The following is a 25,797-nucleotide window of genomic DNA, read 5'->3' as shown; positions in this document are numbered from 1 at the left end:
TCGGCGGACGCGAGGCCGGTACTGTGTCAACGCCATGAACCTGCGACCCTCGCACCCCGTCGGCCATGCCCTGCGGCCGCTGGCCGAGTTGGTACGGGCCGTGCCCGCCGTCGGCGCCGTAGTCCCCGACGTCACTATCACCGGCGTGACGCTGCGCGGTCAGGACGCCCAGCCGGGTGACCTGTTCGCGGCGCTGCCCGGCGCGTCGTCGCACGGCGGGCAGTACGTCGCCGACGCGGTGTCGCGCGGTGCGTCGGCGGTGCTGACCGACGCGGACGGCGCGGCCCACATCGGCCACGACGTCGGGGTGCCCGTGCTGATCCACCCGACGCCACGCGCGGTGCTGGGCGAAGTGGCCGGGGCCGTCTACGGGCGGCCGTCGGACAAGCTGCGCGTCATCGGCGTCACCGGCACCTCCGGCAAGACCACCACCACCTACCTCGTCGAGGCCGGCCTGCGGTCCGCCGACCGAGTGGCCGGGCTGATCGGGACGGTCGGCATCCGGATCGACGGCCGTGACCAGGCCAGCGCGCTCACCACACCGGAAGCCCCCGACCTGCAGGCGCTACTTGCGGTGATGGTCGAACAGGGCGTTGACACCGTGGTGATGGAAGTGTCCAGCCATGCGTTGTCACTTGGCCGCGTCGACGGCGTGACGTTCGCGGTCGGCGGGTTCACCAACCTGTCGCGTGACCACCTGGACTTCCACCCGACGATGCAGGACTACTTCGACGCCAAGGCCCGGCTCTTCGCGCCTCAATTCGCGACGCACGCAAGCGCTTCGGTCATCTGCGTCGATGACGAGGCGGGCCGTGCCATGGCCGGGCTGGCTACCGACCCCGTCACCGTGAGCGTCACCGGACACGCCCACTGGCGGGCCGAGGACATCCGCGCGGTCGACCGCGGGGCCCAGGAGTTCGTGGCCGTAGACCCGGCCGGGGTCCATCACGGGCTGCGCATCGGGCTGCCAGGGCGCTACAACGTTGCCAACTGCCTCCTCGCGGCCGCGCTGCTCGACGTCGTCGGGGTGTCACCCGAGCAGGCGGCGCCTGGATTGCGCACCGCGACCGTCCCCGGGCGCCTGGAGTCGGTCGACCGCGGCCAGGACTTTCTGGCGCTGGTCGACTACGCGCACAAGCCGGGCGCGTTGCAGGCGGTGCTGGAGACGATGCGTCACGAGCGCAGCGGGCGGCTGGCCGTCGTGTTCGGTGCTGGCGGCAACCGCGACCCGGGCAAGCGCGAACCGATGGGCCGGGTGGCCGCGCAACTCGCCGATCTCGTCGTGATCACCGACGACAACCCGCGCGACGAGGACCCCGCGGCCATCCGGGCGGCGATCATGGCGGGCGCTACCGGCGTCACACCGGAGGCAGCCGCGGCGACCTGCGCAGAGATCGTCGAGATCGCCGACCGCCGCGAGGCCATCGACTATGCGGTGGCCTGGGCGCGCAGCGGAGACGCGGTCGTCGTCGCCGGAAAGGGCCACGAGGCGGGCCAGACCAGCTGCGGCGCGACCCGGCCGTTCGACGACCGCGACGAGCTGGCCGCTTCGCTGGACGCGCTGGGACGCCGCGCGTGATCGACCTGACGGTTGCGCAGGTCGCCGAGATCGTCGGCGGCCGGCTGGCCGACATCACCCCCGAGGAGGCCGCCGCCACCCGCATCACCGGCACCGTCGAGTTCGATTCTCGGGCCGTGTCCTCCGGCGGGCTCTTTCTCGCCCTTCCCGGCGCGCGCTCCGACGGACACGACTTCGCCGCGGCTGCCGCGGCGGCCGGTGCCGCCGCGGTGCTGGCGGCACGGCCGGTCGGGGTACCGGCGGTGATCGCGCCGGCAGCGGCGGGCGCAGACCGGGCCGCCGGCGTGCTCGAACACGACACCGACGGTTCGGGTGCCGCGGTGCTCGCGGCGCTGGCCCGGTTGGCCTCAGCGGTGGCCGCCGAACTGGTCGAGAGCGGGCTGACGATCATCGGAGTCACCGGGTCGTCGGGAAAGACGTCGACCAAGGATCTGCTGGCCGCGGTGCTCACCCCGCTGGGTGAGGTCGTCGCACCGCCGGGCTCGTTCAACAATGAACTGGGCCATCCCTGGACAGTGCTGCGCTCGCGGGAGTCCACCGACTACCTGGTGCTGGAGATGTCGGCCCGGCACCCGGGCAACATCGCCGCGCTGGCCGAGATCGCACCGCCGTCCATCGGCGTCGTGCTGAACGTCGGCACCGCCCACCTCGGGGAGTTCGGCTCGCGAGAAGCCATCGCGGCAACGAAATCTGAACTACCGCAGGCAGTTCCGCCGACCGGCTCGGTGGTGTTGAACGTCGACGACGCCGCGGTGGCCGCGATGGCCGAGGTGACGCCGGCTCGTGTGATCCGGGTCTCCCGGGAGCCCGGCGCCAGGGACGTCGACGTCTGGGCCGGGCCGGTGACTCTCGACGGGCTCGCCCGGCCGAGGTTCACGTTGCACGCGGGCGACGACCAGGTCGACGTCGCGCTGGCCGTGCACGGTGACCATCAGGTGTCCAACGCCCTGTGCGCCGCGGCCGTCGCCCTGGAATGCGGCGCCACGCTCGAGCAGGTGGCCGCGGCGCTGGCCGCGGCGGGACCGGTGTCGGCCAACCGCATGCAGGTGAGCACCCGGGCCGACGGCGTCACCGTGATCAACGACGCCTACAACGCCAACCCCGACTCCATGCGGGCCGGGCTGAAAGCACTGGCATGGATGTCCCGTGAGGCAGGCGAGCGGCGCCGCAGCTGGGCCGTGCTCGGAGAGATGGCCGAGCTCGGCGACGACGCGATATCCGAGCACGACGCCATCGGCCGGTTGGCGGTGCGATTAGATGTGTCACGACTCGTCGTCGTCGGAACCGGGAGGACCATGAGCGCCATGCACCACGGCGCGGTGATGGAGGGATCGTGGGGGCCTGAGGCCACCATGGTCGCCGACGCCGACGCTGCGCTGGCACTGTTGCGGGCCGAACTGCGGGCCGGCGACGTGGTGTTGGTGAAAGCCTCCAACGCCGCGCGACTGTCCGGCCTGGCAGACGCGCTGCTCGCCGACGGCGGGGATGCGCGCGGATGAGGCAGATCCTCATAGCCGTCGGCATCGCGCTGACGGTCTCCATCCTGCTCACGCCCGCGCTGGTGCGGCTGTTCACCCGGCAGGGCTTCGGCCACGAGATCCGCGAGGACGGGCCGCCGAGCCACCACAAGAAGCGCGGCACCCCTTCGATGGGCGGCGTCGCGATCATTGCCGGCATCTGGGCCAGCTACCTCGTCACCCATCTGGTCGGCGTCGTGATCGACGGCAAGGGCCCGTCGGCGTCCGGGCTTCTCGTACTCGGGTTGGCAACCGCGCTCGGCGCCGTCGGCTTCGTCGACGACCTGATCAAGATCCGTCGCTCGCGCAACCTCGGCCTGAACAAGACCGCCAAGACCGTCGGCCAGATCGGCGCGGCCGTGCTGTTCGGCGTTCTGGTGCTGCAGTTCCGTAACGCCGACGGGGTCACCCCGGCCAGCCCCGAACTGTCGTATGTCCGCGAGATCGCCACGGTCACACTGCCTCCGGCGCTGTTCGTCCTGTTCTGCGTGACGGTCGTCTACGCCTGGTCCAACGCCGTGAACTTCACCGACGGACTCGACGGTTTGGCGGCGGGCGCGATGGCGATGGTGTGCGCGGCGTATGTGCTCATCACGTTCTGGCAGTTCCGCAACGCCTGCGCGACGAGCCCGGGGGTGGGCTGCTACAACGTGCGCGACCCGCTGGATCTGGCGATCATCGCTGCGGCGACCGCCGGCGCCTGTATCGGCTTCCTGTGGTGGAACGCCGCGCCCGCCAAAATCTTCATGGGCGACACCGGATCGCTGGCCCTCGGCGGCATCATCGCGGGCCTGTCGGTGACCAGTCGCACCGAGATGCTCGCGGTCGTGCTCGGCGCGCTGTTCGTCGCCGAGGTGACTTCGGTCGTCGTGCAGATCCTGGCGTTCCGCACCACGGGCCGCAGGGTGTTCCGCATGGCGCCCTTCCACCACCACTTCGAACTGGTGGGCTGGGCGGAAACGACGGTGATCATCCGGTTCTGGCTGCTGACCGCGATCGCGTGCGGTCTCGGCGTGGCGCTCTTCTACAGCGAGTGGCTGACGACCGTCGGTGCGTGACGACGTGATCGAACTCGACGCGTTGGTCCCCGGGGCGCGGGTCCTGGTGACCGGTGCGGGCATCACCGGCCGCTCGGTGAGCGCCGTCCTGGAGCCCACCGGTGTGCGGCTGACGATCTGCGACGACGACCCGCTGGCGCTGCAACGACTCATCACCCCGGCGAAGGTGGTCACCACCGCAGAGGCCCAGGCACACATCGGCGACTACGCGCTGGTGATCACGAGTCCGGGGTTCCCGCCGACCGCGCCGGTGCTCGCCGCAGCGGCGGCGGCCGGTGTGCCGATCTGGGGCGATGTCGAGTTGGCGTGGCGCCTGGATCGCGCGGGCCGGTTCGGGCCGCCGCGGCGTTGGCTGGTCGTCACCGGCACCAACGGCAAGACGACGACCACGTCGATGCTGCACGCGATGCTGACCGCGGCGGGACGGCGCGCGGTGCTGTGCGGCAATATCGGCAACCCAGTGCTCGACGTGCTGGCCGAACCGGCGGAGCTGCTCGCCGTCGAATTGTCGAGCTTCCAGCTGCACTGGGCGCCGTCGCTGCGGCCGGCGGCCGGTGTGGTGCTCAACGTCGCCGAGGACCACCTGGACTGGCACGGGACGCTCGAGGCGTACGCGCGGGACAAGGCGCGCGTGCTCGACGGACACGTGGCCGTCGCCGGCCTCGACGATCCGATGGCGGCCGGGCTGCTGGCGACGTCGGCCGCTCCGGTGCGGGTGGGCTTCCGGCTCGGCGAGCCCACTGCCGGTGAACTGGGTGTGCGCGACGGCGTTCTGATCGACAACGCGTTCGGCGAGCAGGTCCCCCTGGCCGAGGCGTCGAGCATCGGAATCGCAGGTCCGGTCGGTGTGCTCAACGCGCTCGCCGCCGCCGCGCTCGCCCGCGCTGTCGACGTGCCACAGGAGGCCATTGCCAACGCACTCGCCGGATTTGCTGTCGGCCGTCACCGCGCCGAGGTCGTCGCCACGGTCGACGGCGTCACCTACGTCGACGACTCCAAGGCCACCAACCCGCACGCCGCGGGCGCATCGATTGCCGCATATCCGCGCGTGGTGTGGATCGCCGGCGGCCTGCTCAAAGGCGCGTCGGTGGAAGAACTGGTCGCGTCGGTGGCGAACCGCCTGGTCGGAGCGGTATTGATCGGCCATGACCGGGAACTGATCGCCAATGCGATATCGCGACACGCCCCGGATGTCCCCGTCGTTCAGCTTGTGACAGGGGAGGATTTTGGGGTGCCTGAGGTAAATGAGTCAAATGAGACTTCTGTGACTGCGGTGACCGGTGAGGCCGTGATGTCGGCCGTGGTCGCCGCCGCCCGCAACCTCGCGAAACCGGACGACACTGTGCTGCTGGCGCCGGCGGGCGCATCCTTCGACCAGTTCACCGGCTACGCGCACCGCGGCGACGCATTCGCCTCCGCCGTGCGCGCGCTGTCCCGGTAGCACCCGATGAGCAACATCCTGGGCCGGCTGCGGCACCGCAGAACCGGCCCGGCGGACCAGGCACCCGCGGGCGAGACGGCGCGCGGCCCGCGCACCCGCTTCGGCGCCTGGCTCGGCCGGCCCATGACGTCGTTCCACCTGATCATCGCGGTGTCCGCCCTGCTGGTGATGTTGGGCCTGACGATGGTGTTGTCGGCATCGGGCGTGTACTCCTACGACACCGACGGTTCACCGTGGGTGGTCTTCGGCAAGCAGGTGCTCTGGACCCTCATCGGGCTGATCGCGTTCTATACCGCGCTGCGGATGCCGGTGCAGATGATGCGCAACCTGGCCTTCTCCGGATTCGCCGTCACGATCATCCTGCTCGTCCTGGTGCTGATACCGGGAATCGGCAAGGTGGCCAACGGATCTCGTGGCTGGTTCGTGGTCGCGGGATTCTCGATGCAGCCCTCGGAACTGGCCAAGATCGCATTCGCGATCTGGGGTGCGCATCTGCTGGCTTCCCGTCGACTGGAACGGGCGTCGCTGCGCGAGATGCTCATCCCGCTGGTGCCCGCGGCCGTCATCGCCCTCGCGCTGATCGTCGCCCAGCCCGACCTGGGACAGACGGTGTCGCTGGGCATCATCCTGCTCGGCCTGCTCTGGTATGCGGGCCTGCCGCTGCGGGTGTTCGTGTCGTCGCTGTTGGCGGTCGTCGTCTCGGCGGGGGTGCTGGCCATGGCGGAGGGTTACCGCTCCGCCCGCGTGCAGTCCTGGCTGAACCCAGCGGCCGATGCGCAGGGGTCGGGATATCAGGCGCGCCAGGCCCGGTTCGCACTGGCCAACGGCGGGGTGTTCGGCGACGGTCTTGGGCAGGGCAGCGCCAAATGGAACTATCTACCGAACGCCCACAACGATTTCATCTTCGCGATCATCGGCGAGGAACTCGGCTTCGTCGGCGCCGCGGGCCTGCTTGCTCTGTTCGGGTTGTTCGCCTACACCGGGATGCGCATCGCCCGCCGCTCGGCCGATCCGTTCCTGCGGTTGCTGACCGCGACCGCGACGCTGTGGGTGATGGGTCAGGTGTTCATCAACGTCGGCTACGTCGTCGGACTGTTGCCGGTCACAGGCCTGCAGCTGCCGCTGATCTCGGCCGGTGGAACGTCCACGGCCACAACACTGTTGATGATCGGCATCATGGCCAACGCCGCGCGACACGAGCCCGAGGCGGTGGCGGCGCTGCGAGCGGGCCGCGACGACCGGGTGAATCGTCTGCTGCGCCTGCCGCTGCCCGCGCCGTACGTGCCGACGCGCACCGAGGCGCTGCGGGACCGGCTCCGGACCAACAGCGAGCGCGGCAAGCCGGCGAAATCTGCGTCCAAGGCATCGCCGCGCAAGGCGCCGAGCCGACGCAAACCGCATACGGCTGATCGACCGGATCGCAGTGCAAGGCATCATGGAGGCGCTCGGGGATCGACGGGCCGACGGGCTCGCACATTGGAAGGTCAGCGTTACGGGTGAACGACCGTGCCCCATCACGTCAGCGGGCGATCTCGGTGGTGCTCGCAGGTGGCGGCACCGCGGGGCACGTCGAACCGGCGATGGCAGTGGCCGATGCGCTGACCGCGCTCGATCCTGACGTACGCATCACCGCCCTTGGCACCGAGCGCGGGCTCGAGACCCGACTGGTCCCCGAACGTGGCTACCACCTCGAGCTCATCACCCCGGTTCCGCTGCCGCGCAAATTGTCGGGAGACCTGCTGCGCCTACCCATGCGGGTACGCCGGGCAGTTCGGCAGACCAGAGCCGTGCTCGACGACGTCGGCGCCGACGTGGTGATCGGGTTCGGCGGTTACGTCGCTCTACCCGCCTACCTCGCGGCCAGGCGTCGCGTGCCGGTAGTCGTGCACGAGGCCAACGCCAGCGCGGGCCTGGCCAACCGGGTGGGCGCGCGTTCGGCGCGCCGCGTCCTGTCCGCCGTCGACGACCCGGGCCTCGGCGACGTGGAGGTCGTGGGCGTGCCGGTGCGCTCGGCGATCACATCGCTGGACCGGGCCGCGCTGCGCGCCGAGGCACGCGCGTACTTCGGCTTCGACGCCGACGCCCGTGTACTGCTGGTGTTCGGCGGGTCCCAAGGCGCCCAGTCGCTCAACCGGGCGGTCTCGGCGGCAGCCAAAGACCTTGCTGCGGCCGGTGTTTCGGTGCTGCACGCATACGGTGCGAAGAACACACTCGACATCGGCGACTCCGCGACCGATGGGGTTCCTTACGTAGCGGTGCCCTATCTGACCCGGATGGATCTGGCGTATTCCGCCGCGGATCTGGCCATCTGCCGCTCCGGTGCGATGACCGTCGCGGAAGTCACCGCCGTCGGGCTGCCCGCCGTCTACGTCCCGCTGCCCATCGGCAACGGCGAACAGCGACTCAACGCTCTGCCCGTGGTCAACGCGGGCGGCGGGCTGATCGTCGACGACGCCGACCTCTCCCCGGGATTCGTGGCCGAGACCGTCGTCGGGCTGCTCACCGATACCGGCCGGATGCAGACCATGACGGCTGCCGCGGCCCTTGCCGGACATCGGGACGCCGCGCGGCGCGTTGCAGAGGTCGCCCTTGATGTTGCACGCTCACCGAACCGAAAAAGCAAGCGATGACCGATAATTCACTGCCGGAGGAACTGGCCCGAGTGCATATGGTGGGCATCGGGGGAGCGGGCATGTCGGGCATCGCGCGCATCCTGCTCGACCGGGGCGGCCTGGTCTCGGGCTCCGACGCCAAGGAGTCTCGCGGTGTGGTGGCGTTGCGCGCCCGCGGTGCGGCGATCCGTATCGGCCACGACGAGTCGTCGCTCGACCTCCTGCCGGGTGGGCCGACGACCGTCGTCACCACGCACGCCGCCATCCCGAAGACCAACCCCGAACTGGTCGAGGCGCGCAGGCGCGGCATCCCGGTGATCCTGCGGCCCGTCGTGCTGGCCAAGCTGATGGCAGGCCACACCACGCTGATGGTGACCGGCACCCACGGCAAGACCACCACCACGTCGATGCTCATCGTGGCCTTGCAGCACAGTGGATTCGACCCGTCCTTCGCCGTCGGTGGCGACCTCGGCGAAGCGGGCACCAACGCCCACCATGGAAGCGGCGACTGCTTTGTCGCCGAAGCCGACGAGAGCGACGGGTCACTGCTGGAATACCACCCTGACGTCGCGGTGGTGACCAACATCGAAGCCGACCATCTCGACTTCTTCGGCAGCGCCGAGGCCTACACCGCGGTGTTCGACGCCTTCGTCGAGCGGCTCAGACCCGGTGGCGCGCTGGTGGTCTGCATCGATGACCCGGGTGCTGCGGCGCTGGCCGAGCGCACCGAGGCGCTGGGCCTGCGGGTGCTGCGCTACGGCAGTGACCCCGACCAACCGCTGGCGGGCACGCTGATGAGCTGGGAACAGCAGGGCACCGCGGCGGTCGCGCACATCCACCTGGCCGGGGAGACGCATCCCCGGGTGATGCGTCTTTCGGTGCCGGGCAGGCACATGGCGCTCAACGCGTTGGGTGCTCTGCTGGCGGCGCTGCAGGTCGACGCACCCGTGGACGCGATTCTCGACGGTCTCGCCGGTTTCGAGGGTGTGCGCAGGCGGTTCGAGTTGGTGGGCACAGCCGACGGGGTGCGCGTGTTCGACGACTATGCGCATCATCCGACCGAGGTCGCCGCGACGCTCAGTGCGGTGCGTGCGGTCACCGATCAAGGTGACGGCGGCCGGTCGATCGTGGTGTTCCAACCCCACTTGTATTCGCGCACAGAGGTATTCGCGGCTGAGTTCGGACGGTCGTTGAGCGGCGCTGACGAGGTGTTCGTCCTCGACGTCTACGCGGCCCGCGAGCAACCGATCGCCGGCGTCAGCGGAGCGATCGTCGCCGAGCACGTCAGCGTGCCGGTCACCTACGTGCCCGAGTTATCGGCTGTCGCCGAGAAGGTGGCCGAGGCGGCGCGGCCCGGCGACGTCGTCGTGACGATGGGCGCCGGTGACGTCACCATGCTGGGCGCCGAAATCCTTCTGGCGCTGCAGGTGAAGGCCAACCGCAGTTCGCCGGGCCGGCCGCCGGGGACGGCGCCGCGATGACCGAGCCGCGCGACACCGAGGCCGGCGAATTGGCGGAGGAACAGGCCGAGCCACGGGAGCCTGCGAAGGACACGCCCGCTACGCCAACCGACTTCGAGGGGCCGAGGCGACAGGCGCGCCGCGAACGGGAGGAACGGCGCGCCGCGCAGGCCCGTGCCACCGCGATCGAGCAGGCCAGGCGAGAGGCCAAGCGGCGCACGATGGGCAAGCAGGGCGACGAGACGAAAAGGCTTGGCCGCGGCGCGGTTCGAGGCCTCAAGGCGCTGATGTGGTCAGCCCTTGTTAGCGTGCTCGTCGTCGGAGTCGGCCTGTTGCTGTACTTCACGCCGATCATGTCCGCGCGCGACGTCGTCGTGACCGGGCTCTCGGTGGTGACCCAGGAAGAGGTGGTCGCATCGGCGGCGGTCAGGCCGGGCACGCCGCTGCTGCAGATCGACACCGACTCGGTGGCCGAACGGGTGGCCGAGATCCGGCGCGTCGCGAGTGCGCGGGTTCAGCGCCAGTACCCGTCGACGCTGCGCATCACCGTCGTGGAGCGGGTCCCGGTGGTGGTCAAGGACTATCCGGACGGGCCGCACCTGTTCGACCGCGACGGCGTGGACTTCGCGATCGCGCCGCCGCCGCCGGGGGTGCCGTACCTCGACGCGGACAATCCCGGCCCGGACGACCCGCCGACCAGGGCCGCGCTCGCGGTGATGACGTCGCTGCGTCCGGAGGTGGCCGTACAGGTGGCCCGTGTCGGGGCGCCGTCGGTCGCGGCGATCACCTTGCAACTCATCGACGGCAGGCAGGTGGTGTGGGGGACCACCGACCGCACCGAAGAGAAAGCGCTCAAGCTCGCAGCGCTGCTGACTCAGCCGGGGCGCACCTACGATGTGTCGAGCCCGGATTTGCCGACGGTCAAGTAGATCGGCCCGGGTGCGAGGTCATGAAAATCCCCGAAATTCCTGACGCGCGCGTCGGCGCGCCTGCATGGCTGCGCTGCGGGCTCGCCCTACCGTTTGGTTTACGCGGAACAACCTGACATAACTATAACCCTCTGGTTGAGGTTTAGAGTTTGCCAGTCTCCGCGTGTCGCACAGTCAACCAGGAGGAAGGGCGATCGCGATGACCCCCCCGCACAACTACCTCGCCGTCATCAAGGTGGTCGGCATCGGTGGCGGCGGCGTCAATGCCGTCAACCGGATGATCGAGCAGGGCCTCAAGGGCGTGGAGTTCATCGCCATCAACACCGACGCCCAGGCGTTGTTGATGAGCGACGCCGACGTCAAGCTCGACGTCGGACGCGACTCGACCCGCGGTCTGGGCGCAGGCGCCGACCCGGAAGTCGGCCGAAAGGCCGCCGAGGACGCCAAGGACGACATCGAGGAGCTGCTGCGCGGCGCCGACATGGTGTTCGTCACGGCCGGCGAGGGCGGCGGCACCGGCACCGGTGGCGCACCGGTGGTCGCGACCATCGCCCGCAAGCTCGGTGCGCTCACCGTCGGTGTGGTGACCCGGCCGTTCTCCTTCGAGGGCAAGCGGCGCTCGAATCAGGCCGAGGAGGGCATCACCTCGCTCCGCGAGAGCTGCGACACCCTGATCGTGATCCCCAACGACCGCCTGCTGCAGATGGGCGATGCCGCGGTGTCGCTGATGGACGCATTCCGCAGCGCCGACGAGGTCCTCCTCAACGGTGTGCAGGGCATCACCGACCTGATCACCACGCCCGGTCTGATCAACGTCGACTTCGCCGACGTCAAGGGCGTGATGAGCGGCGCGGGTACCGCGCTGATGGGCATCGGCTCGGCACGCGGCGACGGCCGGGCGCTCAAAGCAGCTGAGATCGCGATCAACTCGCCACTGCTCGAGGCGTCGATGGAAGGCGCCCAGGGCGTCCTTCTGTCGGTCGCCGGGGGCAGTGACCTCGGATTGTTCGAGATCAACGAGGCGGCATCGCTGGTTCAGGACGCGGCACACCAGGACGCGAACATCATCTTCGGCACCGTCATCGACGATTCTCTGGGCGATGAGGTCCGGGTCACCGTGATCGCCGCGGGATTCGACGCGAGCGGCCCCGGCCGCAAGCCTGTCGTCGGATCGGGCGGTCAGACCATCGAAGCGGCGCGCGCGGGCAAGGTGACCTCGCCGCTGTTCGAACCGGCCGACCCGGCCAGCGTGCCCGTGCACACCAACGGCGCGACGGTCAGCATCGGCGGCGGGGACGACGATGACGACGTCGATGTGCCACCCTTCATGCGTCACTGATCCTGTACCGATGCTCTTCGCGCACGCGGCTCGTCGGCGGCAATACTGGCGACCGTGACGGTTCGCATTCGGCGCGTGACGACCACCCGAGCCGGCGGCGTCTCCGCGCCGCCGTTCGACACATTCAACCTCGGCGACCACGTCGGCGACGATCCGGCGGCGGTTGCGACCAACCGCAGACGCCTGGCCGCCGTGACGGGCCTCGGCGACGACGGTGTGGTTTGGATGAATCAGGTGCACAGTGACAAAGTCGCCGTCGTCGACGGTCCGCCCCATGGCGGCGTGCCGGTCGACCATACCGACGGATTGGTCACCCGCAGGCCGAGATTGGGCTTGGCGGTGGTCACCGCCGATTGTGTCCCCGTGTTATTGGGTGACGCGCGCGCCGGGGTGGTCGGCGCGGTGCACGCGGGCCGCGTTGGCGCGCAGCGGGGCATCGTGATCCGTGCGGTGGAGGCGATGCTGGACCTCGGGGCGCACGCCGAGGACATCTCGGTGCTGCTGGGGCCCGCTGTCAGTGGGCGCAACTATGAGGTGCCCGCCGAGATGGCCGCCGAAGTCGAGGCCCACCTCCCTGGCAGCCGCACGACCACTGCGCGCAATACGCCCGGTGTGGATCTGCGGGCCGGAATCGCCAGACAGTTAACGGATCTGGGCGTCACCGCCATCGACATCGACCCGCGCTGCACAGTGGCCGACCGTAACTTGTTCAGCCACCGGCGCGGTGCTCCGACTGGACGACTGGCGTCGGTGGTGTGGATGGAATGACCGACACCGCGGCGAGGACTCGCGAACGCGAGCTGACAGAGGCACTGACCGCTGTGCGTGCCCGGCTCGCCGCGGCCGCCGAGGCCGCCGGTCGCGATGTCAACGAAATTGAATTGCTGCCGATCACTAAATTCTTTCCGGCCACCGACGTCACCATTCTCGCGCAATTAGGGTGCACGGAATTCGGCGAATCCCGCGAACAGGAAGCGACGAATAAAGCCGCCGAAGTCAGCAAAATCCTCGGCCCCGAGGCGGTTCGCTGGCACATGGTCGGGCGGATTCAGCGCAACAAGGCCCGTTCGATCGCCGAGTGGGCGTACGCGGCGCATTCGGTCGACAGCGCGCGGGTGATCGACGCGCTGGACCGCGCGGCCAGCCGGGCGCTGGCCGAGGGTCAGCGCACAGGACCGCTGCGGGTGTACCTACAGATCAGTCTCGACGGAGATGACAAGCGTGGCGGCATCGATATCGCCAGAACCGACGTGATCGACGAACTGAGCTCTGCGGTGCAGTCCGCCGACGGGCTTGCCTTCGTCGGGCTGATGGCCATTCCACCGCTGGGCGCCGACCCGGACGCGGCCTTTGCGCGTTTGCGCAGCGAGTTCGCCCGGGTACAGCGGCTTTACGACCAGCGCCTCGAACTGTCCGCGGGAATGTCCAGCGACCTCGAGGTGGCGGTCAAACACGGCTCCACGTGTGTGCGTGTCGGTACCGCGCTAATGGGGCAACGTCCTCTAACGTCACCATGAGTAGTCACTCCAGTCACATCTTCATCACAGACACCAAAGCCAGAGTCATCAGAAGGGTCGCGCGATGAGCACACTGCACAAGGTCAAGGCCTACTTCGGGATGGCGCCGATGGAGGACTACGACGACGAGTACTACGAGGACGACGATCGCAGCCCCGCCCGCGGCGGGTACGCGCGCCGGCCCCGGGAGGACCGGTTCGACGAAGACGGCTACGGCCGTGGCTACGACGATCGTGACTACAACGAGCCGGCCGCCTACCGCGCCGGCTATGACGAACCTCGGTTCGAGCCCAGGCTGCGCGCGCCGCGCGAGTTCGAGCGACCCGCCCCGCGATTCGGCGCGATGCGGGGTGCCACCCGCGGCGCGCTGGCAATGGACCCGCGGCGGATGGCCGAGCTCTTCGAGGCGGGTAGTCCGCTGTCGAAGATCACCACGTTGCGCCCGAAGGATTACAGCGAGGCGCGCACCATCGGCGAGCGGTTCCGCGACGGCACCCCGGTCATCATGGACCTGGTGTCGATGGACAACGCCGACGCCAAGCGGCTGGTCGACTTCGCCGCCGGCCTGGCGTTCGCGCTGCGAGGCTCGTTCGACAAGGTGGCGACCAAGGTGTTCCTGCTCTCGCCCGCCGACATCGACGTCTCCGCCGAGGAGCGCAAGCGCATCGCCGAGGCCGGGTACTACGCCTACCAGTAGGCGTTCTCGCCAAGCCGATCTCCTCACACGGACAGCCGCGCCGCGACAGGTAGGCTGGCGTCGCGCCTCGGCGGTTCGTCGAGTGCGCTGACTTGCGTGTATCGAATGTCACAAACTGCCTGTAGTGAGGACGACCGGCGTTGGCGCTCTTCTTCGAAATCCTGGGTTTCGCCCTGTTCGTGTTCTGGCTGCTGTTGATCGCCCGGGTCGTCGTCGAGTTCATCCGGTCCTTCAGCCGCGACTGGAATCCCAAGGGCGCGACAGTGGTGATCCTGGAGATCATCATGACGGTGACCGATCCGCCGGTGAAGCTGCTGCGTCGGCTTATTCCGCAGCTCACCATCGGTGCGGTGCGCTTTGACCTGTCCATCATGGTGCTGCTGCTCGTCGCGTTCATCGGCATGCAGCTGGCGTTCGGCGCGGCTGCCTGACGGCCCTTCGCTCATGGTTTGCCCGGGCGGAATTCGGCCTGGCAAATCTCACAGGGCCGCCGCAGGAAACATTGAAATTCGCTCTTAATTATCGGCCTCGCACGCGACCGCCGGGTCTGGTGTGACAGGATGGACGCCAGTTACCTTCCACTAAGGCTCTACACTTTGAGATCGGTTGACGGTCCAGACTTCCAAGGGGGCAGACAATGCCGCTCACACCAGCCGACGTTCACAACGTCGCGTTCAGCAAGCCACCCATCGGCAAGCGCGGCTATAACGAGGATGAGGTCGACGCCTTCCTCGATCTGGTTGAGAACGAGCTGACCCGCCTCATCGAAGAGAACGCCGATCTCCGTCAGCGCGTCTCGGAGTTGGACCAGGAGCTGTCGGCGGCCCGCGCCGGCGGCGGAGCGCAGTCGACCCAAGCCATTCCGCTCTACGAGCAGCCCGCGCCGGAGCCCACTCCGCCGCCGCAACCGGCCTACGAGCCGCCGCCCCCGCCGCAGCAGTCCGCTCCGGCCAGCGAGGAATCGCACATGAAGGCGGCGCGCGTGCTGAGCCTGGCGCAGGACACCGCGGACCGGTTGACCAGCACCGCCAAGGCGGAGTCCGAGAAGCTGCTCGCCGACGCTCGCGCCCAGGCCGATGCGATGGTCAGCGAGGCCCGGCAGACCGCGGAGACCACGGTCGCCGAGGCCCGTCAGCGCGCCGACGCCATGCTGGCCGACGCCCAGACACGGTCCGAAACCCAGCTGCGTCAGGCGCAGGAGAAGGCCGACGCGCTGCAGGCCGACGCGGAACGCAAGCACTCCGAGATCATGGGCACCATCAACCAGCAGCGCACGGTGCTCGAAGGCCGGCTCGAGCAGTTGCGTACCTTCGAGCGCGAATACCGCACCCGCCTCAAGACCTACCTGGAGTCGCAGCTCGAGGAGCTCGGCCAGCGGGGCTCGGCCGCACCGGTGGACTCCAGTGCCAACAATGACGGTGGCAGCGGCTTCAACCAGTTCAACCGGGGTAACAACTAGCGTCGGCTCCCGCACGGGACCTTCCGACCGTAGGGTTTGATCCATGCTGATCGTCGCGCTCGTCCTCGCTGTCATCGGCCTCGCCGCACTGGTGACCGCGGTGGCCACCAGCAATGAGCTGATCGCCTGGGTGTGCATCGGGGCCAGCGTCCTCGGTGTGGTGCTGCTCATCGTCGACGCGGTGCGGGACCGTAGCCGGGGCCAGAGCGGCGCCGGTCGGGCCGACGATCAAGCCGAAGACACCTCACAGTTCGACGAGGAGTATCCAGAAGAAGTACCCGCCGACGAGAGCGCTGAGGCTGAGACCACCGTCGTCGAGCAAGCCGACGATGAGGTCCCTCAAGAGGATCGCAACCGCTAAACCGTTGGGCTCGAAAGCAATTCGCGCACCTCGTCGTCGGTGACCTGGTGGAAGTCGTCAAACACCTGGCCCACCGCCTCGAATCCCGGTGGCATGGTCGCGCACACCACGTCGTCGGCTTCGGCAGCGAGTTCTCGGCACACCGACGGCGGTCCGACCGGCACCGCGACGACCACACTCGCTGGGCCGTCGGCCACCGCCCGTACCGCCCGCACCGCAGCCAACATGCTTGCCCCGGTAGCGATTCCGTCGTCGACCAGCACCACGGTCCTGCCTGCCATGTCGAGCGGCGGACGGCCGCCTCGATAGGCCTGCTCCCGCCGGCGAAGCTCCTCGGTCTCGCGCGCGATCGCGGCCTGCAACTGCTCGTCGCTGATGCCGAGGCTGCGCACCAGGCTTTCGTTGATCACCACACCCCCGCCGGTCGCGATAGCCCCCATCGCGAGTTCCTGCCACTGCGGCACACCGAGCTTGCGGACGAGGAAGACGTCCAGAGGGGCCTTCAGCGCGGCGGCGACGTGCCAGCCGACCGGCACGCCCCCGCGGGCCAGCCCGAGCACGAGTAGATCATTCCTACCGCGATATGACGCCAACTCCTGCGCCAGGACCTCACCGGCCTGCCGGCGGTCCCGGAACACGCGCCTCGCATGTCGTCGGGCGAGTCCGCTCCATCCGCTCATCACTGAATTTCGGTTCGGGAAACGATTGAGCCTCTTGACCGTGAGTACCCGACCCGGGCGCAATCCATCGGTGCGACGGCGACGAATATCTTCCTATGGGAATCGAGTACGAGAGCGTCGTCGATCATCCGCTGACCGAGGTTTTCGCCTGGCATGAGCGCCCGGGTGCGATGAGGCGGCTGGTGCCGCCATGGCAACCGATGAAGGTGGTGGCCGAGGCGGAATCGCTGGCCGACGGACGGGCAGTGCTCGGTCTCCCGGCGGGGCTGCGCTGGGTCGCACAACACGACCCGACCCGGTACGACCCGCCGCACCGCTTCGTCGACGTGCTGTCCTCGCAGGGACCGACGTCGTGGCCTGCACGAGTGGTGGCCCGCTGGACCCACACTCACGAATTCAGCGAGGTGCCCGGAGGCACCCGCGTCTACGACCACGTCGACACCCCGGTGCCCCGCGCCGCGCTGCGGTCGACGTTCGTCTACCGCAGCCGCCAGCTGGCCGATGATCTTGCCGCGCACCGCGATGCACGCGCGGCCGGCGCGCGGCCGCTCGTCGTCGCGGTCACCGGTGCTTCCGGGCTCGTCGGCTCGGCGCTGACAGCGTTCCTGAGCACCGGTGGACACCGGGTCATCCGACTGGTCCGGGGGCCGGCGCAGAGGAGTGACGAACGCCAGTGGGAACCTGACCGGCCGTCGCCTGAGCTGCTGTCGGGGGTTGACGCGGTGGTGCACCTGGCGGGTGCGTCGATCGCGGGCCGTTTCACCGACGCCCGCAAGCGCGCGATCCGAGACAGCCGGATCGGCCCGACCCACCGCCTGGCCCAGGTCGCCGCCGACGCCGAGGACGGGCCGAAAGTCTTCGTGAGCGCGTCGGCGATCGGCGTCTACGGGTTCGACCGCGGCGACGCGCTGCTGTGCGAGGCCAGCGTTCGCGGTGACGGCTTCCTGGCCGACGTCGTCGCCGAGTGGGAGGCCGCCACCACCCCGGCCATCGAAGCGGGACTGCGGACCGTCGCCGTGCGCACCGGCATCGTGCAGTCCGCGCGCGGCGGAACACTGCGGCTGATGCGCCCGTTGTTCGCCGCGGGGCTGGGCGGACGCCTGGGCGGCGGGCAGCAGTGGCTGTCCTGGATCGGTCTGGACGACCTGCTCGACGTGTACCACCGCGCGCTGTACGACAACCGGCTCACCGGCCCCGTCAACGCCGTGGCGCCGAACCCGGTCCGCAACGTCGACTACACGAAGGTGCTGGCCCGGGTCATGCACCGGCCCGCGATGCTGCCGGTGCCCTCACTCGGCCCGCGGCTGCTGCTGGGGGCCCGCGGCGCCCGTGAGCTCGCCGAGGCCAACCAACGGGTGGTGCCCACCAAGCTCGAGACACTGGGGCACCGCTTTCGACGCCCCTTGGTCGACGACGCGCTCGCTCACGAACTCGGGCACGGCTGACGCGCGACGTGTGACACGAAGCCGCGGACCAGCCTCTGGACCCGCGCCGCCGCGTCGTCGCGCAATTCGGTTGTGCGAGAGAGTAACTCGTGGTGGACGAGGCCGAATTCGACGACCTCCCCGTCACGGTCGTCGGCGAGCCAAGAGGCCAGCAGCGCCGGTGTGATCTCCGGGTGAAACTGCAGGGCCAGTGTGCGGCCGAGGACGAACGCCGCAGAGGTGCTGCCGCAGCTGGCGATCTCGATGGCCCTGGGCGGCAGCGTCCAGCGATCGAAGTGCCATTGGAACCACGGCCCGCCGGGCACCAGGGCGCAATCGCGAGTGTCGATGTCGTACCAGCCGATCTCGGGTGCCGGCGAGCGCTGAACCGACCCGCCGAACGCCTCGGCGAGCAGCTGGCCACCGAAGCACACCCCGAGCAGCGCCACACCCGCGTCCGCTGCTGCGCGCAACATCTGCAGTTCGGCGCCCACCCAGGTGCGTCGCAGCGCGTCGTCGTATACCGGCCAGCGCGCGCCGAGCGGCACGACTACGTCGTAGTGGCGCGGATCGGGGAAGACCACGTCGCACGCGGGATCGTCGACGCGCTCGGCGGGCACCACCGTGAAGGTGTCGACGTCGAAGCCTCCCGCCACGAAGGCCTCACCCAATAGGCCCTCGGTGGCCAGGTGCTCGTTGTAGACGAACAGCACCTTGGGGGTCACGGGAGCCATTATTGCGGCGGCATCGGCGGCGCGTCGTCGGGCGCCAACTCCGCGCCGATCCGGCGGAACAGGGTTTCGGCTTCGTTGTGGTAATCGCCATGATCATCGAAGGCTCGGGGGGCGAACGTGGTCACCACCGCGATGGCAATCTTCTGCGAGGGCAAGTACGCCTCGACAGCGGCATATCCGGACATCCGTGGATTCTGCAGGAGCCAGTTGCCCGAGATGACGACGCCGAGGCCGTACGTGTAGCCCTCACCCATCGCGGCGCAGGTGGGGCAGCCCGGCAGTGCGCGCGTCTTGCCCCGCAGGGCGGTCGACACCATCAACTCGTACGAGTCTTTGGACAGGAGTCGGCCCGAACCGATGCCGACCGCGGTGGCCTCGAGATCGTAGATGTTGGTGGTCTGTATTGCGCCGTGCGTGATGGCCCATGACGGGTCCCAGAACGTGGACTCCTCGTAAAACGGTGTGCCTGAGGGGATCTTGAGATATTCGCGGCGCTCCGAGGTGAACGCGTGTAGTGCGGGCGCAGGGATCTCCGCGCTGAGAGAGTCGACGGTGTTGGTGAGTCCGAGCGGGCGAAGCACCTTGTCGGACAGCAATTTCGCCATCGTCTGGCCGGTCGCCCTCTCCAGCGCCAGGCCCAGCAGCAGGTAGTTGGTGTGCGCGTAGTTCCAGTTGGTCCCCGGCGCGTACAGCAGGGGGCGGGAGGTGGCGTAGCCCAACAGTTCGGAGGTACTCCACCGCCGGAACGGGTTGGCATACGATGCGTCGTTCATCTGCTGATTGCCGATCACGTAATCGGCGTATCCCGAGGTCATCTGAGCCAGCTGGCCGAGGGTGACCCGGTCGGCATGAGGAACCTCGGGTAACCACGTCGAGAGTTTGTCCTCAAGGCGCAGTTTGTTCTCGTCGACGAGCTTGAGCAGTAGTGCCGCGACGTAGGAGATCGCCACCGCTCCGTTGCGGAAGTGCATGTTTGTCGTCGCGGGCACGCCGGTCATCGATTCGCCGGCCGCCTCGGTGAGGACTTCCTCGCCGTCGATCGTCACGCGGACGATGACGGCCTTGAGGTGCTTTTCCGTCATCGTGTCGCGAACGATGCGCCTCACCGCGTCGGCCTTGGCGGTGTCGGCAGAAGTAGTGGGTGTCGCGGATGGCAGCACGCCGGACGTGCAGCCGGTCAGCAGCGCGAGGGTCGCGACCGCGGCGGCGAGGCGCTTGAGCACGTCCGCATGCTAACGGGCGGAGGTCACCAGCTTCTCGATCGCGCGAAACACGTTGCGCGCCTCCCCGCCGCTGGCGGGATAGCCGACGAAGACGTCGTTGCTTTCGGTGTGCACCGAGATGGTGTAGAACTTGTCGCCCTTGGTTCGCGGCGCAGCGGCGGGACAGTGCACGGTCGCGCCCTCGGGGGCTTCGACGGGTCGGCGGGATCCGACCTCGATGTCGAGGAAGACGCGGGCATTCTGAAGCGGTACCGCGACGGGATCGAGGAACGCGCGCCGTTCATCGTCGGTGGCGAGAGTCCGGAATGCGGGCTCGGTGACATCTCGCTGCGCGTACAGAACGCCTTTGTCGACGAACAGACCCCGACAACTCGGCTGGAACGCTCGACGCCAGATCCCCATCATCCTCCTGACCTGCGTCGGTGAACGTGCCGGTCGCGAAGCATCCTAACTTCTGGCAAATGCGACGGCGCACGACTCGCGGAGTCACCGCAACAACACGGTCGCAAGGGTGCGAAGCGGGCACGCCGATGGGCCAGGAGCTTGCCAGCAACCGCTGGAACGGTCGCTCCGACGGTGTCGAGGCGATTGCGGCACCAGTTCCCCAGCGCCATACCGGAAGGTTTCGAACCGCCCGATCAAACCGGGAATCGACGGCATTCACGCAGTACACGCGTGAATTACAGCTGGGACAAGCCACTCCCGGGAGCGCCGCAGCGAACTCGGATACCGTACTACTGGCATGTTTCCGTCGACTAGTGCATACTTATCGTCGGATTTGCCCCCGAGACATCTAGTGAAGTAGAGGCCGCCATGGACTTGCGCACTTTCGCCAGCATCATCAAGACGCGTTGGAGAATTGTCATCGCAGCAATCGTGGCCTGCCTGGTGGGCGCGGTCGCGGTCACGGTGCTGCAGACGAAGACCTATGAGGCCTCAGCGAAGGTTCTGGTCTCGTTCCCCGGCGTGACGTCCATCAACGACGCGTACGCGGCGACGCAGGCCGCCCAACAGCGGCTGTCGTCGTACGCGGAGATCGCGGGCGGGCGCACGGTCGCTGCGCGGGCGCTCGACGAACTCAAGGCCCCGCTGACGGCCGACGATCTCGTGAAGTCCACTGAGGTCAGCTACACCCCCGAGTCGATGCTGTTCCGGCTCTCGGTCACCGACTCGGACCCGCAGCGTGCCGCCGCATTGGCCACCGCCATGGCTGACCAGTTCGCGCTTCTCGTGCCGCAGGTCGACGCCGGGGTGGCAGACGCGCAGCCCTCCGGTCCCGCGGCGGGCGCCGAGGACGACGGCGGACAACTGGCGGCGGCGCAGGCAACGGTGGTCGAGCCGCCGACCGTGCCCGAGAAGCCCGTCAGCCCGGTCCCCGCGCGCAACGTCGTGCTCGGCCTGCTGGCCGGGATACTGCTCGGCATCGCACTTGCGTTGGCGCGCAACGCCACCGACCGCACCGTTCGCAGCGGTGACGCGGTCACAGCGAGTTCGGGTCTGCCCGTCCTCGCGCAGCTGCCCGGCCCCGGCGCTTCCGCGGCGGGGGCGAAGCGAGCGGCCACTCCGGCCGAGCTGGTGGTCGACGAAGGCCTTCGCGGGCTCCGCACCCGCCTACTCGGCGGATCGTCCACGCCCCCGCGGTCGTTTTTGATCAGCGCTCCCGGTGTCGGGCAAGGCGCGACCACGACCGCCCTCAACCTCGCGCAGTCGTTCGCCGCGGTCGACGAGGCGGTGCTGTTGATCGAGGGTGACCCTCGCCGACCAACCATCGCCAAGCTGCTCGGACTCCAGTCGCCGCTGGGGTTGGCCGACGTACTGGCAGATCCTCAGTTGCTTGACGACGCCGTTCAGCCGACGCGGCACGCCGGCCTGTGGATGCTCGCGGCCACCGAGTCGTCACAGATCAAGCGCCAAGCCAACGCGACGCTGCTGTCGGCGGCTCTGGAGAAACTCTTCGCCAACTTCGATCGCGTCGTGATCGACGGGCCGCCCTCGTTCATCAGCGCGGACACCGGAGTTCTGTCGGCCGCCGTCGATGCGACGGTGCTGGTGGTCAGGTCGGGGGTGACCACGGTCGACGAGATCGACGGTGCGCTGCAGAATCTGCGCGCGGCCGGTGGCGACGTCGTCGGCGCCGTGCTCACCGACGCGCCGGTGCCGCGGCGCACCAAGGACGCGATCGTGGCCTATCGCGAGATGGCCGGCGACACCGCGTCGAAGGTGTCACGCGGCAGCCACGCGAAGCAATGATCCTTGCTCCGGAGGGGCGCCTCGCCTCGGCTTCGGTTGTCGCGGCGGGTCTGCTGGCGTGCTTCACGGTCGGGGTCTTCGCGGTCCGGTCGACGACCGAGGGGCTGATTCTCATCGGCGCCTTGGGCTGCCTGGTGGTGTATCTGACCGGACCGCATCGGATGGTGTGGATCGCGCTGTTCCTGGCGTTCGCGTCACTGCCTGCCGCCCTGTACGTCGGCAAGGTGATCGGGCCCGTGTCGATCTATCTGCACCAGGCCGCGGTGGTGTTGGCCATCGTGTTCCTGATGTCGCGTGCGGGACTGCACTTTTCGCGGTTCGTCCTGCCGCTCGTCTTCGCGTTGGCGGTGACGTTCTTCGCCGCAGCCGGAACGATGGCCGGGCACGATCCGGTCGACGTCGCCCGTGAGGCCTCCTTCCTCTACGAAACGGTCGCCGGCTGTGTGCTGGCGGTCGTGATCATACGTACCGGCATTGTCTCGCAGGCTGTTCGAGTGATGGCCCTGGTCCTGTGGTTCTCGGCGGGCATGATTCTGGCGAGTTCGGTCACCGGGCTGAAGCTGGCGGGCCGGGCGGAAAGCCTGCGGAGCGAGACGGGCTCGGAGGCGATCCGGATCCTCACCGCGACACAGGCTCCGGCGCTCGTTGTGTTGACCGCACTGGTCGCCGCATCGATCGTCGGGCGCGCACGGCTCTCAACATGGCTGATGCTTGGCCCTCCCGCACTTGCCATTTCGTTGTTGTCGTTCTCGCGGCACATGTTGATAGCGGTCGCGGTCGGCGCAGGCGTCGCATTTCTCACGAGTATCGGCTGGGCGGCGATGCGGCGGTCGGCGACGCTCGTCGCGGCCGGTGTCGTGACCCTGGCCGTAGGTGTTCCACTGTCACTGTTCCTCCTCCATGGGGCCGGGCCGGGGGAGTGGCTGGCCGAACAGGTGCAGGCCTTCAGCCACCGGGTGCTCGGCGGCGTGTCGGCATCAGCGCTCAGTGTCGACTCCTCAACGATCGCGCGACTGCACGAGACTGTCAGCCTGCGGACGGCGATCGAGGATTCACCTCTACTAGGGCACGGCCTCGGCTTCGCCTACCAACTGCCCTTCGGCGAGGCGGGATCGTTCACCGCGACGCTCGGCACGACCTACGCGCACAATTTCTACCTGTGGTGGCTGGCCAAGGCCGGAGTGGTCGGCATGATCGCGTTCGCGCTATTTGCACTGCCGCCGGTGCTTTCTGCGCTGCGGACCGCGACGGTGCCGGCAAAGATCAGCGCCTCGGTGCTGTTGGCGCTGCTGACGATCTGCGTCGTGAACCCGCTGCCACTGGAGCCGGCTAGCTCACTGGTTCTCGGGATGGCAGTGGGCGCTGCGATGGCGTTCGGTCGACCCGGCCGAACGTCGCCGCCAGCGACGTCCACACCGTCGCCAGTTGCTCATACCAGCGGTTGAGCGAGAAGTCGGTCGCGTGCTCGCGGGCAGCCGAACCGAGGCGTGCCCGCATCGGCGCATCGGTCACGAGGGTGCGCAACGCCGCGGCGATCTGGTGCCGGCGGCCTGCGTCGACCAGTAGACCGTTGACGCCATCGGTAATCACCTCGCCGATGCTGCCCGCCGTCGACGTGATCGGCGCCAGCCCCCACGCCATCGCTTCGAGCAGCGCCATCGGTAATCCCTCGTCGCGGCTGGGCAACAGGAAGATCTGTGCGCTCGCCAGCAGGTCGTCACGCGACCGCTCGTCGAGCCAGCCGGCGATGTGGATGGTGTCGCTCAACCCGGCAGCGGCCACCGCCGCCGCGACGCCGTCGATCTCGCCGTCACCTGCCAGCGTCACCCGCAACCGCCGACGGATGTCGGGGTCGAGTGCGGCCACGGCCGCCACCACGTCATAACTGCCTTTTCGTTCGCCCAGCCGGCCCACCATCACCGCGTGAACCCGCTCGCTGGCGGTCTGCGGCACGGCGTGCTCGGGAAGAGGGATGGCGTTGTGCAGCACCTGAATACGGTCGGCAGGTATCCCGAGCCGAGTCTGATACTCCACGACGTGGCTGCTGCCGAGGACCAACCAGCGGTCGGCGGGCAGCACCGCGGGAACGACGCGTTGTGCCAGTTGTGGCAGGCCGTCGAACCATCCGCCGAAGTCGAAGCTGTGGCCGTGGATCACGGCAGGGACACCAGCATGCCGGGCGGCGAGCAGCGGGAGAGCCTTTCGGACGACGCTGCCACCGTGCGAGAGGTGCACGTGGACGAGGTCGACACGTCCCCGTAGCACGGCCCATGTGCCGCGCAGCATTCCGCACACGCCTACCGACAGCCGTTGCCATGCGGCGGCGTCGACGAAGGTGGGAACCACAGCGACCTCGAAGCGGCTGTCCGGGTGCTGGGCCATCAGGGCGGCGACGGTGGCCATTCCGCCTCGGCTCTTCGGGCCCGCAGGGGCCGGGCCGATCATCATGACCCGCAACGGAAGTATCGTCACGATGCTGCCACCACCACGTCGAGGAGCACGTCGAGCAGGCGCCCGGCGGCGTGATCGGCGGTGAACCCGTCCGCATAGTGTTGCGCGGCGTCGGCGCCGTCGCGCGCCGCGACTTCGGGATCGGCCAATCGGTCGAACGACGCGATCAGGCCGTCGACGTCGTCGATTCCGATGGGGTCGCATCCGGGTGGCTGGAATTCCGGCAGCGCGCCGACGGGGGAGACGATAGGGGTGACGCCCAACTGCATCGACAGCACCTGCACACCGCTCTGCGACGCTCGCCGGTAGAGCGCGACACTGCCCTTCGCGGCGGCGATGGTGCTCACCACGTCGCGGTACCGATACCCACCGGCCCGGTGTACGACGTGCTTGGGCAACATCGCCGGAAGGGCGTCCCCATCGCCAAGCAGGACGAGTTCGTCGCCACGCCAATACCGTCCGGCGGTGTGGGCGCGCCACGCTTCGAGGACGACGTCGATGTTCTTGTAAGGGTTGAGGCGCCCTACCAGGACGAAGTCGCGACGGGCGGCGGCAGGCTCTGGTGCGGGCACCAGAGCCTGGTCGAGGTCACTGGTCAGCGGCACGGTGTGCACCGGTGTACGGCGAACGTCGGGCCGGCCTCGTAGCGCTGCCGCCACATGATCGCTGAACGCAACGGTGGCCTTGGCGCGCGCACCCCACCGGTCGAACACGGCCTGCTCGAAGCGGGGTCGGCGCTCGTCCGGGTCGTGCTCACGGTCGTCGTGCACCAACTCGACACGCGGCGCCAGGCCCGCGAGCGCGATCCAGCGTGGGTCGCGGACGATTTCGGTCACCACGACACTCGGCCGCCACTGGCGGATGCGCCACCATGCGGCGGCCGTCGGTGCCCAGGTGGAGGCGGTGCGGACGCGTGGATCCAGCACGATCTCGTAGTCGCGGGCGCTGTCGGACTCCGGGTGCTGGTCGGACGTCACCAGCAGCACCTCGACATTTCGACGGCGCAACGCCTCGACGTGGACCCGAGCCAGCGGCCGCATCCATGGCGAAAGCCACAGCACCCGAA

Annotated in this window: 22 protein-coding genes and 2 pseudogenes; 18 read left to right on the top strand and 6 right to left on the bottom strand. The window is 68.9% G+C overall.

Annotation, left to right across the window (positions count from 1 at the left end):
- Positions 1-34: 34 nt before the first annotated feature.
- The 15 genes and pseudogenes from N4S67_RS17330 to N4S67_RS17260 all read left to right on the top strand — a co-directional run bounded on the left by N4S67_RS17330 (position 35) and on the right by N4S67_RS17260 (position 15,969).
- Complete coding sequence (locus N4S67_RS17330; RefSeq protein ID WP_260994245.1) at positions 35-1,579, top strand: UDP-N-acetylmuramoyl-L-alanyl-D-glutamate--2,6-diaminopimelate ligase; 1,545 nt, start codon at positions 35-37, stop codon at positions 1,577-1,579.
- On the top strand, positions 1,576-3,078 hold the full coding sequence (locus tag N4S67_RS17325) for a UDP-N-acetylmuramoyl-tripeptide--D-alanyl-D-alanine ligase (protein ID WP_260994244.1): 1,503 nt from the start codon (positions 1,576-1,578) through the stop codon (positions 3,076-3,078). Before N4S67_RS17330 ends, N4S67_RS17325 begins: the two co-directional genes overlap by 4 nt.
- Entirely contained in the window at positions 3,075-4,154 is a 1,080-nt protein-coding gene (gene mraY / locus N4S67_RS17320) for a phospho-N-acetylmuramoyl-pentapeptide-transferase (RefSeq protein WP_260994243.1), read from the top strand. The genes N4S67_RS17325 and mraY overlap by 4 nt, the downstream gene beginning before the upstream one ends.
- Positions 4,147-5,595, top strand: a complete 1,449-nt coding sequence (gene murD / locus N4S67_RS17315; protein ID WP_260994242.1) for a UDP-N-acetylmuramoyl-L-alanine--D-glutamate ligase — start codon at positions 4,147-4,149, stop codon at positions 5,593-5,595. Before mraY ends, murD begins: the two co-directional genes overlap by 8 nt.
- 6 nt (positions 5,596-5,601) lie before the next feature.
- Positions 5,602-7,095: a putative lipid II flippase FtsW gene (ftsW, locus tag N4S67_RS17310; RefSeq protein WP_260994241.1), complete on the top strand. Its 1,494-nt coding sequence runs from the start codon at positions 5,602-5,604 to the stop codon at positions 7,093-7,095.
- Positions 7,071-8,225, top strand: coding sequence for an undecaprenyldiphospho-muramoylpentapeptide beta-N-acetylglucosaminyltransferase (murG, locus tag N4S67_RS17305; RefSeq protein ID WP_390893440.1), 1,155 nt, complete (start codon positions 7,071-7,073; stop codon positions 8,223-8,225). The genes ftsW and murG overlap by 25 nt, the downstream gene beginning before the upstream one ends.
- On the top strand, positions 8,222-9,688 hold the full coding sequence (gene murC, locus N4S67_RS17300; RefSeq protein WP_260994239.1) for a UDP-N-acetylmuramate--L-alanine ligase: 1,467 nt from the start codon (positions 8,222-8,224) through the stop codon (positions 9,686-9,688). The genes murG and murC overlap by 4 nt, the downstream gene beginning before the upstream one ends.
- Positions 9,685-10,596, top strand: a complete 912-nt coding sequence (locus tag N4S67_RS17295) for a cell division protein FtsQ/DivIB (RefSeq protein WP_260994238.1) — start codon at positions 9,685-9,687, stop codon at positions 10,594-10,596. Before murC ends, N4S67_RS17295 begins: the two co-directional genes overlap by 4 nt.
- Before the next feature lie 199 nt (positions 10,597-10,795).
- Positions 10,796-11,935: a cell division protein FtsZ gene (ftsZ, locus tag N4S67_RS17290; RefSeq protein ID WP_260994237.1), complete on the top strand. Its 1,140-nt coding sequence runs from the start codon at positions 10,796-10,798 to the stop codon at positions 11,933-11,935.
- 54 nt (positions 11,936-11,989) lie between these two features.
- Positions 11,990-12,703, top strand: coding sequence for a peptidoglycan editing factor PgeF (gene pgeF / locus N4S67_RS17285; protein WP_260994236.1), 714 nt, complete (start codon positions 11,990-11,992; stop codon positions 12,701-12,703).
- Positions 12,700-13,449 (top strand): annotated as a pseudogene (locus N4S67_RS17280) (YggS family pyridoxal phosphate-dependent enzyme); the annotation flags it as partial. The gene pgeF and the pseudogene N4S67_RS17280, both read left to right, overlap by 4 nt.
- Before the next feature lie 67 nt (positions 13,450-13,516).
- On the top strand, positions 13,517-14,149 hold the full coding sequence (locus N4S67_RS17275; protein WP_260994235.1) for a cell division protein SepF: 633 nt from the start codon (positions 13,517-13,519) through the stop codon (positions 14,147-14,149).
- Between the two features lie 140 nt (positions 14,150-14,289).
- The gene (locus N4S67_RS17270; RefSeq protein ID WP_260994234.1) at positions 14,290-14,580 is read left to right on the top strand and encodes a YggT family protein; all 291 of its coding nucleotides are present in this window, start codon (positions 14,290-14,292) and stop codon (positions 14,578-14,580) included.
- A 206-nt stretch (positions 14,581-14,786) separates the two neighbouring features.
- Positions 14,787-15,608 carry a DivIVA-like cell division protein Wag31 gene (wag31, locus tag N4S67_RS17265; RefSeq protein ID WP_260994233.1) on the top strand — a complete coding sequence of 274 codons (822 nt, stop codon included), beginning with the start codon at positions 14,787-14,789 and terminating at the stop codon, positions 15,606-15,608.
- Between the two features lie 43 nt (positions 15,609-15,651).
- Positions 15,652-15,969, top strand: a complete 318-nt coding sequence (locus N4S67_RS17260; protein ID WP_260994232.1) for a DUF308 domain-containing protein — start codon at positions 15,652-15,654, stop codon at positions 15,967-15,969.
- Here the strand turns inward: N4S67_RS17260 and N4S67_RS17255 are convergent.
- Positions 15,966-16,637 (bottom strand): annotated as a pseudogene (locus N4S67_RS17255) (phosphoribosyltransferase); the annotation flags it as partial. The gene N4S67_RS17260 and the pseudogene N4S67_RS17255 overlap by 4 nt on opposite strands.
- Before the next feature lie 107 nt (positions 16,638-16,744).
- Here N4S67_RS17255 and N4S67_RS17250 point away from each other — a divergent pair.
- The gene (locus N4S67_RS17250) at positions 16,745-18,094 is read left to right on the top strand and encodes a TIGR01777 family oxidoreductase (RefSeq protein WP_260994231.1); all 1,350 of its coding nucleotides are present in this window, start codon (positions 16,745-16,747) and stop codon (positions 18,092-18,094) included.
- Here N4S67_RS17250 and N4S67_RS17245 read toward each other — a convergent pair.
- The 3 genes from N4S67_RS17245 to N4S67_RS17235 are packed head-to-tail and all read right to left on the bottom strand — an operon-like array spanning position 18,073 to position 20,432.
- Positions 18,073-18,798, bottom strand: a complete 726-nt coding sequence (locus N4S67_RS17245; protein WP_260994230.1) for a type 1 glutamine amidotransferase — start codon at positions 18,796-18,798, stop codon at positions 18,073-18,075. The two genes, N4S67_RS17250 and N4S67_RS17245, sit on opposite strands and share 22 nt — an antisense overlap.
- Positions 18,799-18,806: 8 nt before the next feature.
- Positions 18,807-20,030, bottom strand: a complete 1,224-nt coding sequence (locus N4S67_RS17240; protein WP_260994229.1) for a serine hydrolase domain-containing protein — start codon at positions 20,028-20,030, stop codon at positions 18,807-18,809.
- Between the two features lie 9 nt (positions 20,031-20,039).
- A complete protein-coding gene (locus N4S67_RS17235) occupies positions 20,040-20,432 on the bottom strand; it encodes a hypothetical protein (protein ID WP_260994228.1) in 393 nt (130 codons plus the stop codon).
- Between the two features lie 411 nt (positions 20,433-20,843).
- Between N4S67_RS17235 and N4S67_RS17230 the strand changes: the two genes are divergently transcribed.
- Both N4S67_RS17230 and N4S67_RS17225 read left to right on the top strand, forming a co-directional pair.
- Positions 20,844-22,280: a polysaccharide biosynthesis tyrosine autokinase gene (locus N4S67_RS17230; RefSeq protein ID WP_260994227.1), complete on the top strand. Its 1,437-nt coding sequence runs from the start codon at positions 20,844-20,846 to the stop codon at positions 22,278-22,280.
- Complete coding sequence (locus N4S67_RS17225) at positions 22,277-23,725, top strand: O-antigen ligase family protein (RefSeq protein WP_260994226.1); 1,449 nt, start codon at positions 22,277-22,279, stop codon at positions 23,723-23,725. The genes N4S67_RS17230 and N4S67_RS17225 overlap by 4 nt, the downstream gene beginning before the upstream one ends.
- Here the strand turns inward: N4S67_RS17225 and N4S67_RS17220 are convergent.
- Together N4S67_RS17220 and N4S67_RS17215 are read right to left on the bottom strand one after the other, a co-directional pair.
- Positions 23,610-24,752 carry a glycosyltransferase family 4 protein gene (locus tag N4S67_RS17220; RefSeq protein WP_260994225.1) on the bottom strand — a complete coding sequence of 381 codons (1,143 nt, stop codon included), beginning with the start codon at positions 24,750-24,752 and terminating at the stop codon, positions 23,610-23,612. The genes N4S67_RS17225 and N4S67_RS17220 overlap by 116 nt on opposite strands.
- Positions 24,749-25,792 (bottom strand): glycosyltransferase family 4 protein, encoded by a 1,044-nt coding sequence (locus N4S67_RS17215; protein WP_260994704.1) that lies wholly within the window; start codon positions 25,790-25,792, stop codon positions 24,749-24,751. Before N4S67_RS17215 ends, N4S67_RS17220 begins: the two co-directional genes overlap by 4 nt.
- Positions 25,793-25,797 lie beyond the last annotated feature (5 nt).

Source organism: Mycobacterium deserti (assembly GCF_025345615.1).
In the GTDB taxonomy this organism is placed as follows: domain Bacteria; phylum Actinomycetota; class Actinomycetes; order Mycobacteriales; family Mycobacteriaceae; genus Mycobacterium; species Mycobacterium deserti.
Note: the sequence above shows the minus strand (reverse complement) of the source record. Positions and strands in the feature narration are given on the sequence as shown.

Coding starts and splice junctions, on each gene's coding strand:
- mraY (WP_260994243.1), top strand. CDS start 3,075: ATGAGGCAGATCCTCATAGCCGTCGGCATCGCGCTGACGGTCTCCATC.
- N4S67_RS17275 (WP_260994235.1), top strand. CDS start 13,517: ATGAGCACACTGCACAAGGTCAAGGCCTACTTCGGGATGGCGCCGATG.
- N4S67_RS17260 (WP_260994232.1), top strand. CDS start 15,652: ATGCTGATCGTCGCGCTCGTCCTCGCTGTCATCGGCCTCGCCGCACTG.
- N4S67_RS17330 (WP_260994245.1), top strand. CDS start 35: ATGAACCTGCGACCCTCGCACCCCGTCGGCCATGCCCTGCGGCCGCTG.
- wag31 (WP_260994233.1), top strand. CDS start 14,787: ATGCCGCTCACACCAGCCGACGTTCACAACGTCGCGTTCAGCAAGCCA.
- murC (WP_260994239.1), top strand. CDS start 8,222: ATGACCGATAATTCACTGCCGGAGGAACTGGCCCGAGTGCATATGGTG.
- ftsZ (WP_260994237.1), top strand. CDS start 10,796: ATGACCCCCCCGCACAACTACCTCGCCGTCATCAAGGTGGTCGGCATC.
- N4S67_RS17225 (WP_260994226.1), top strand. CDS start 22,277: ATGATCCTTGCTCCGGAGGGGCGCCTCGCCTCGGCTTCGGTTGTCGCG.
- N4S67_RS17235 (WP_260994228.1), bottom strand. CDS start 20,432: ATGGGGATCTGGCGTCGAGCGTTCCAGCCGAGTTGTCGGGGTCTGTTC.
- N4S67_RS17295 (WP_260994238.1), top strand. CDS start 9,685: ATGACCGAGCCGCGCGACACCGAGGCCGGCGAATTGGCGGAGGAACAG.
- N4S67_RS17250 (WP_260994231.1), top strand. CDS start 16,745: ATGGGAATCGAGTACGAGAGCGTCGTCGATCATCCGCTGACCGAGGTT.
- N4S67_RS17230 (WP_260994227.1), top strand. CDS start 20,844: ATGGACTTGCGCACTTTCGCCAGCATCATCAAGACGCGTTGGAGAATT.
- ftsW (WP_260994241.1), top strand. CDS start 5,602: ATGAGCAACATCCTGGGCCGGCTGCGGCACCGCAGAACCGGCCCGGCG.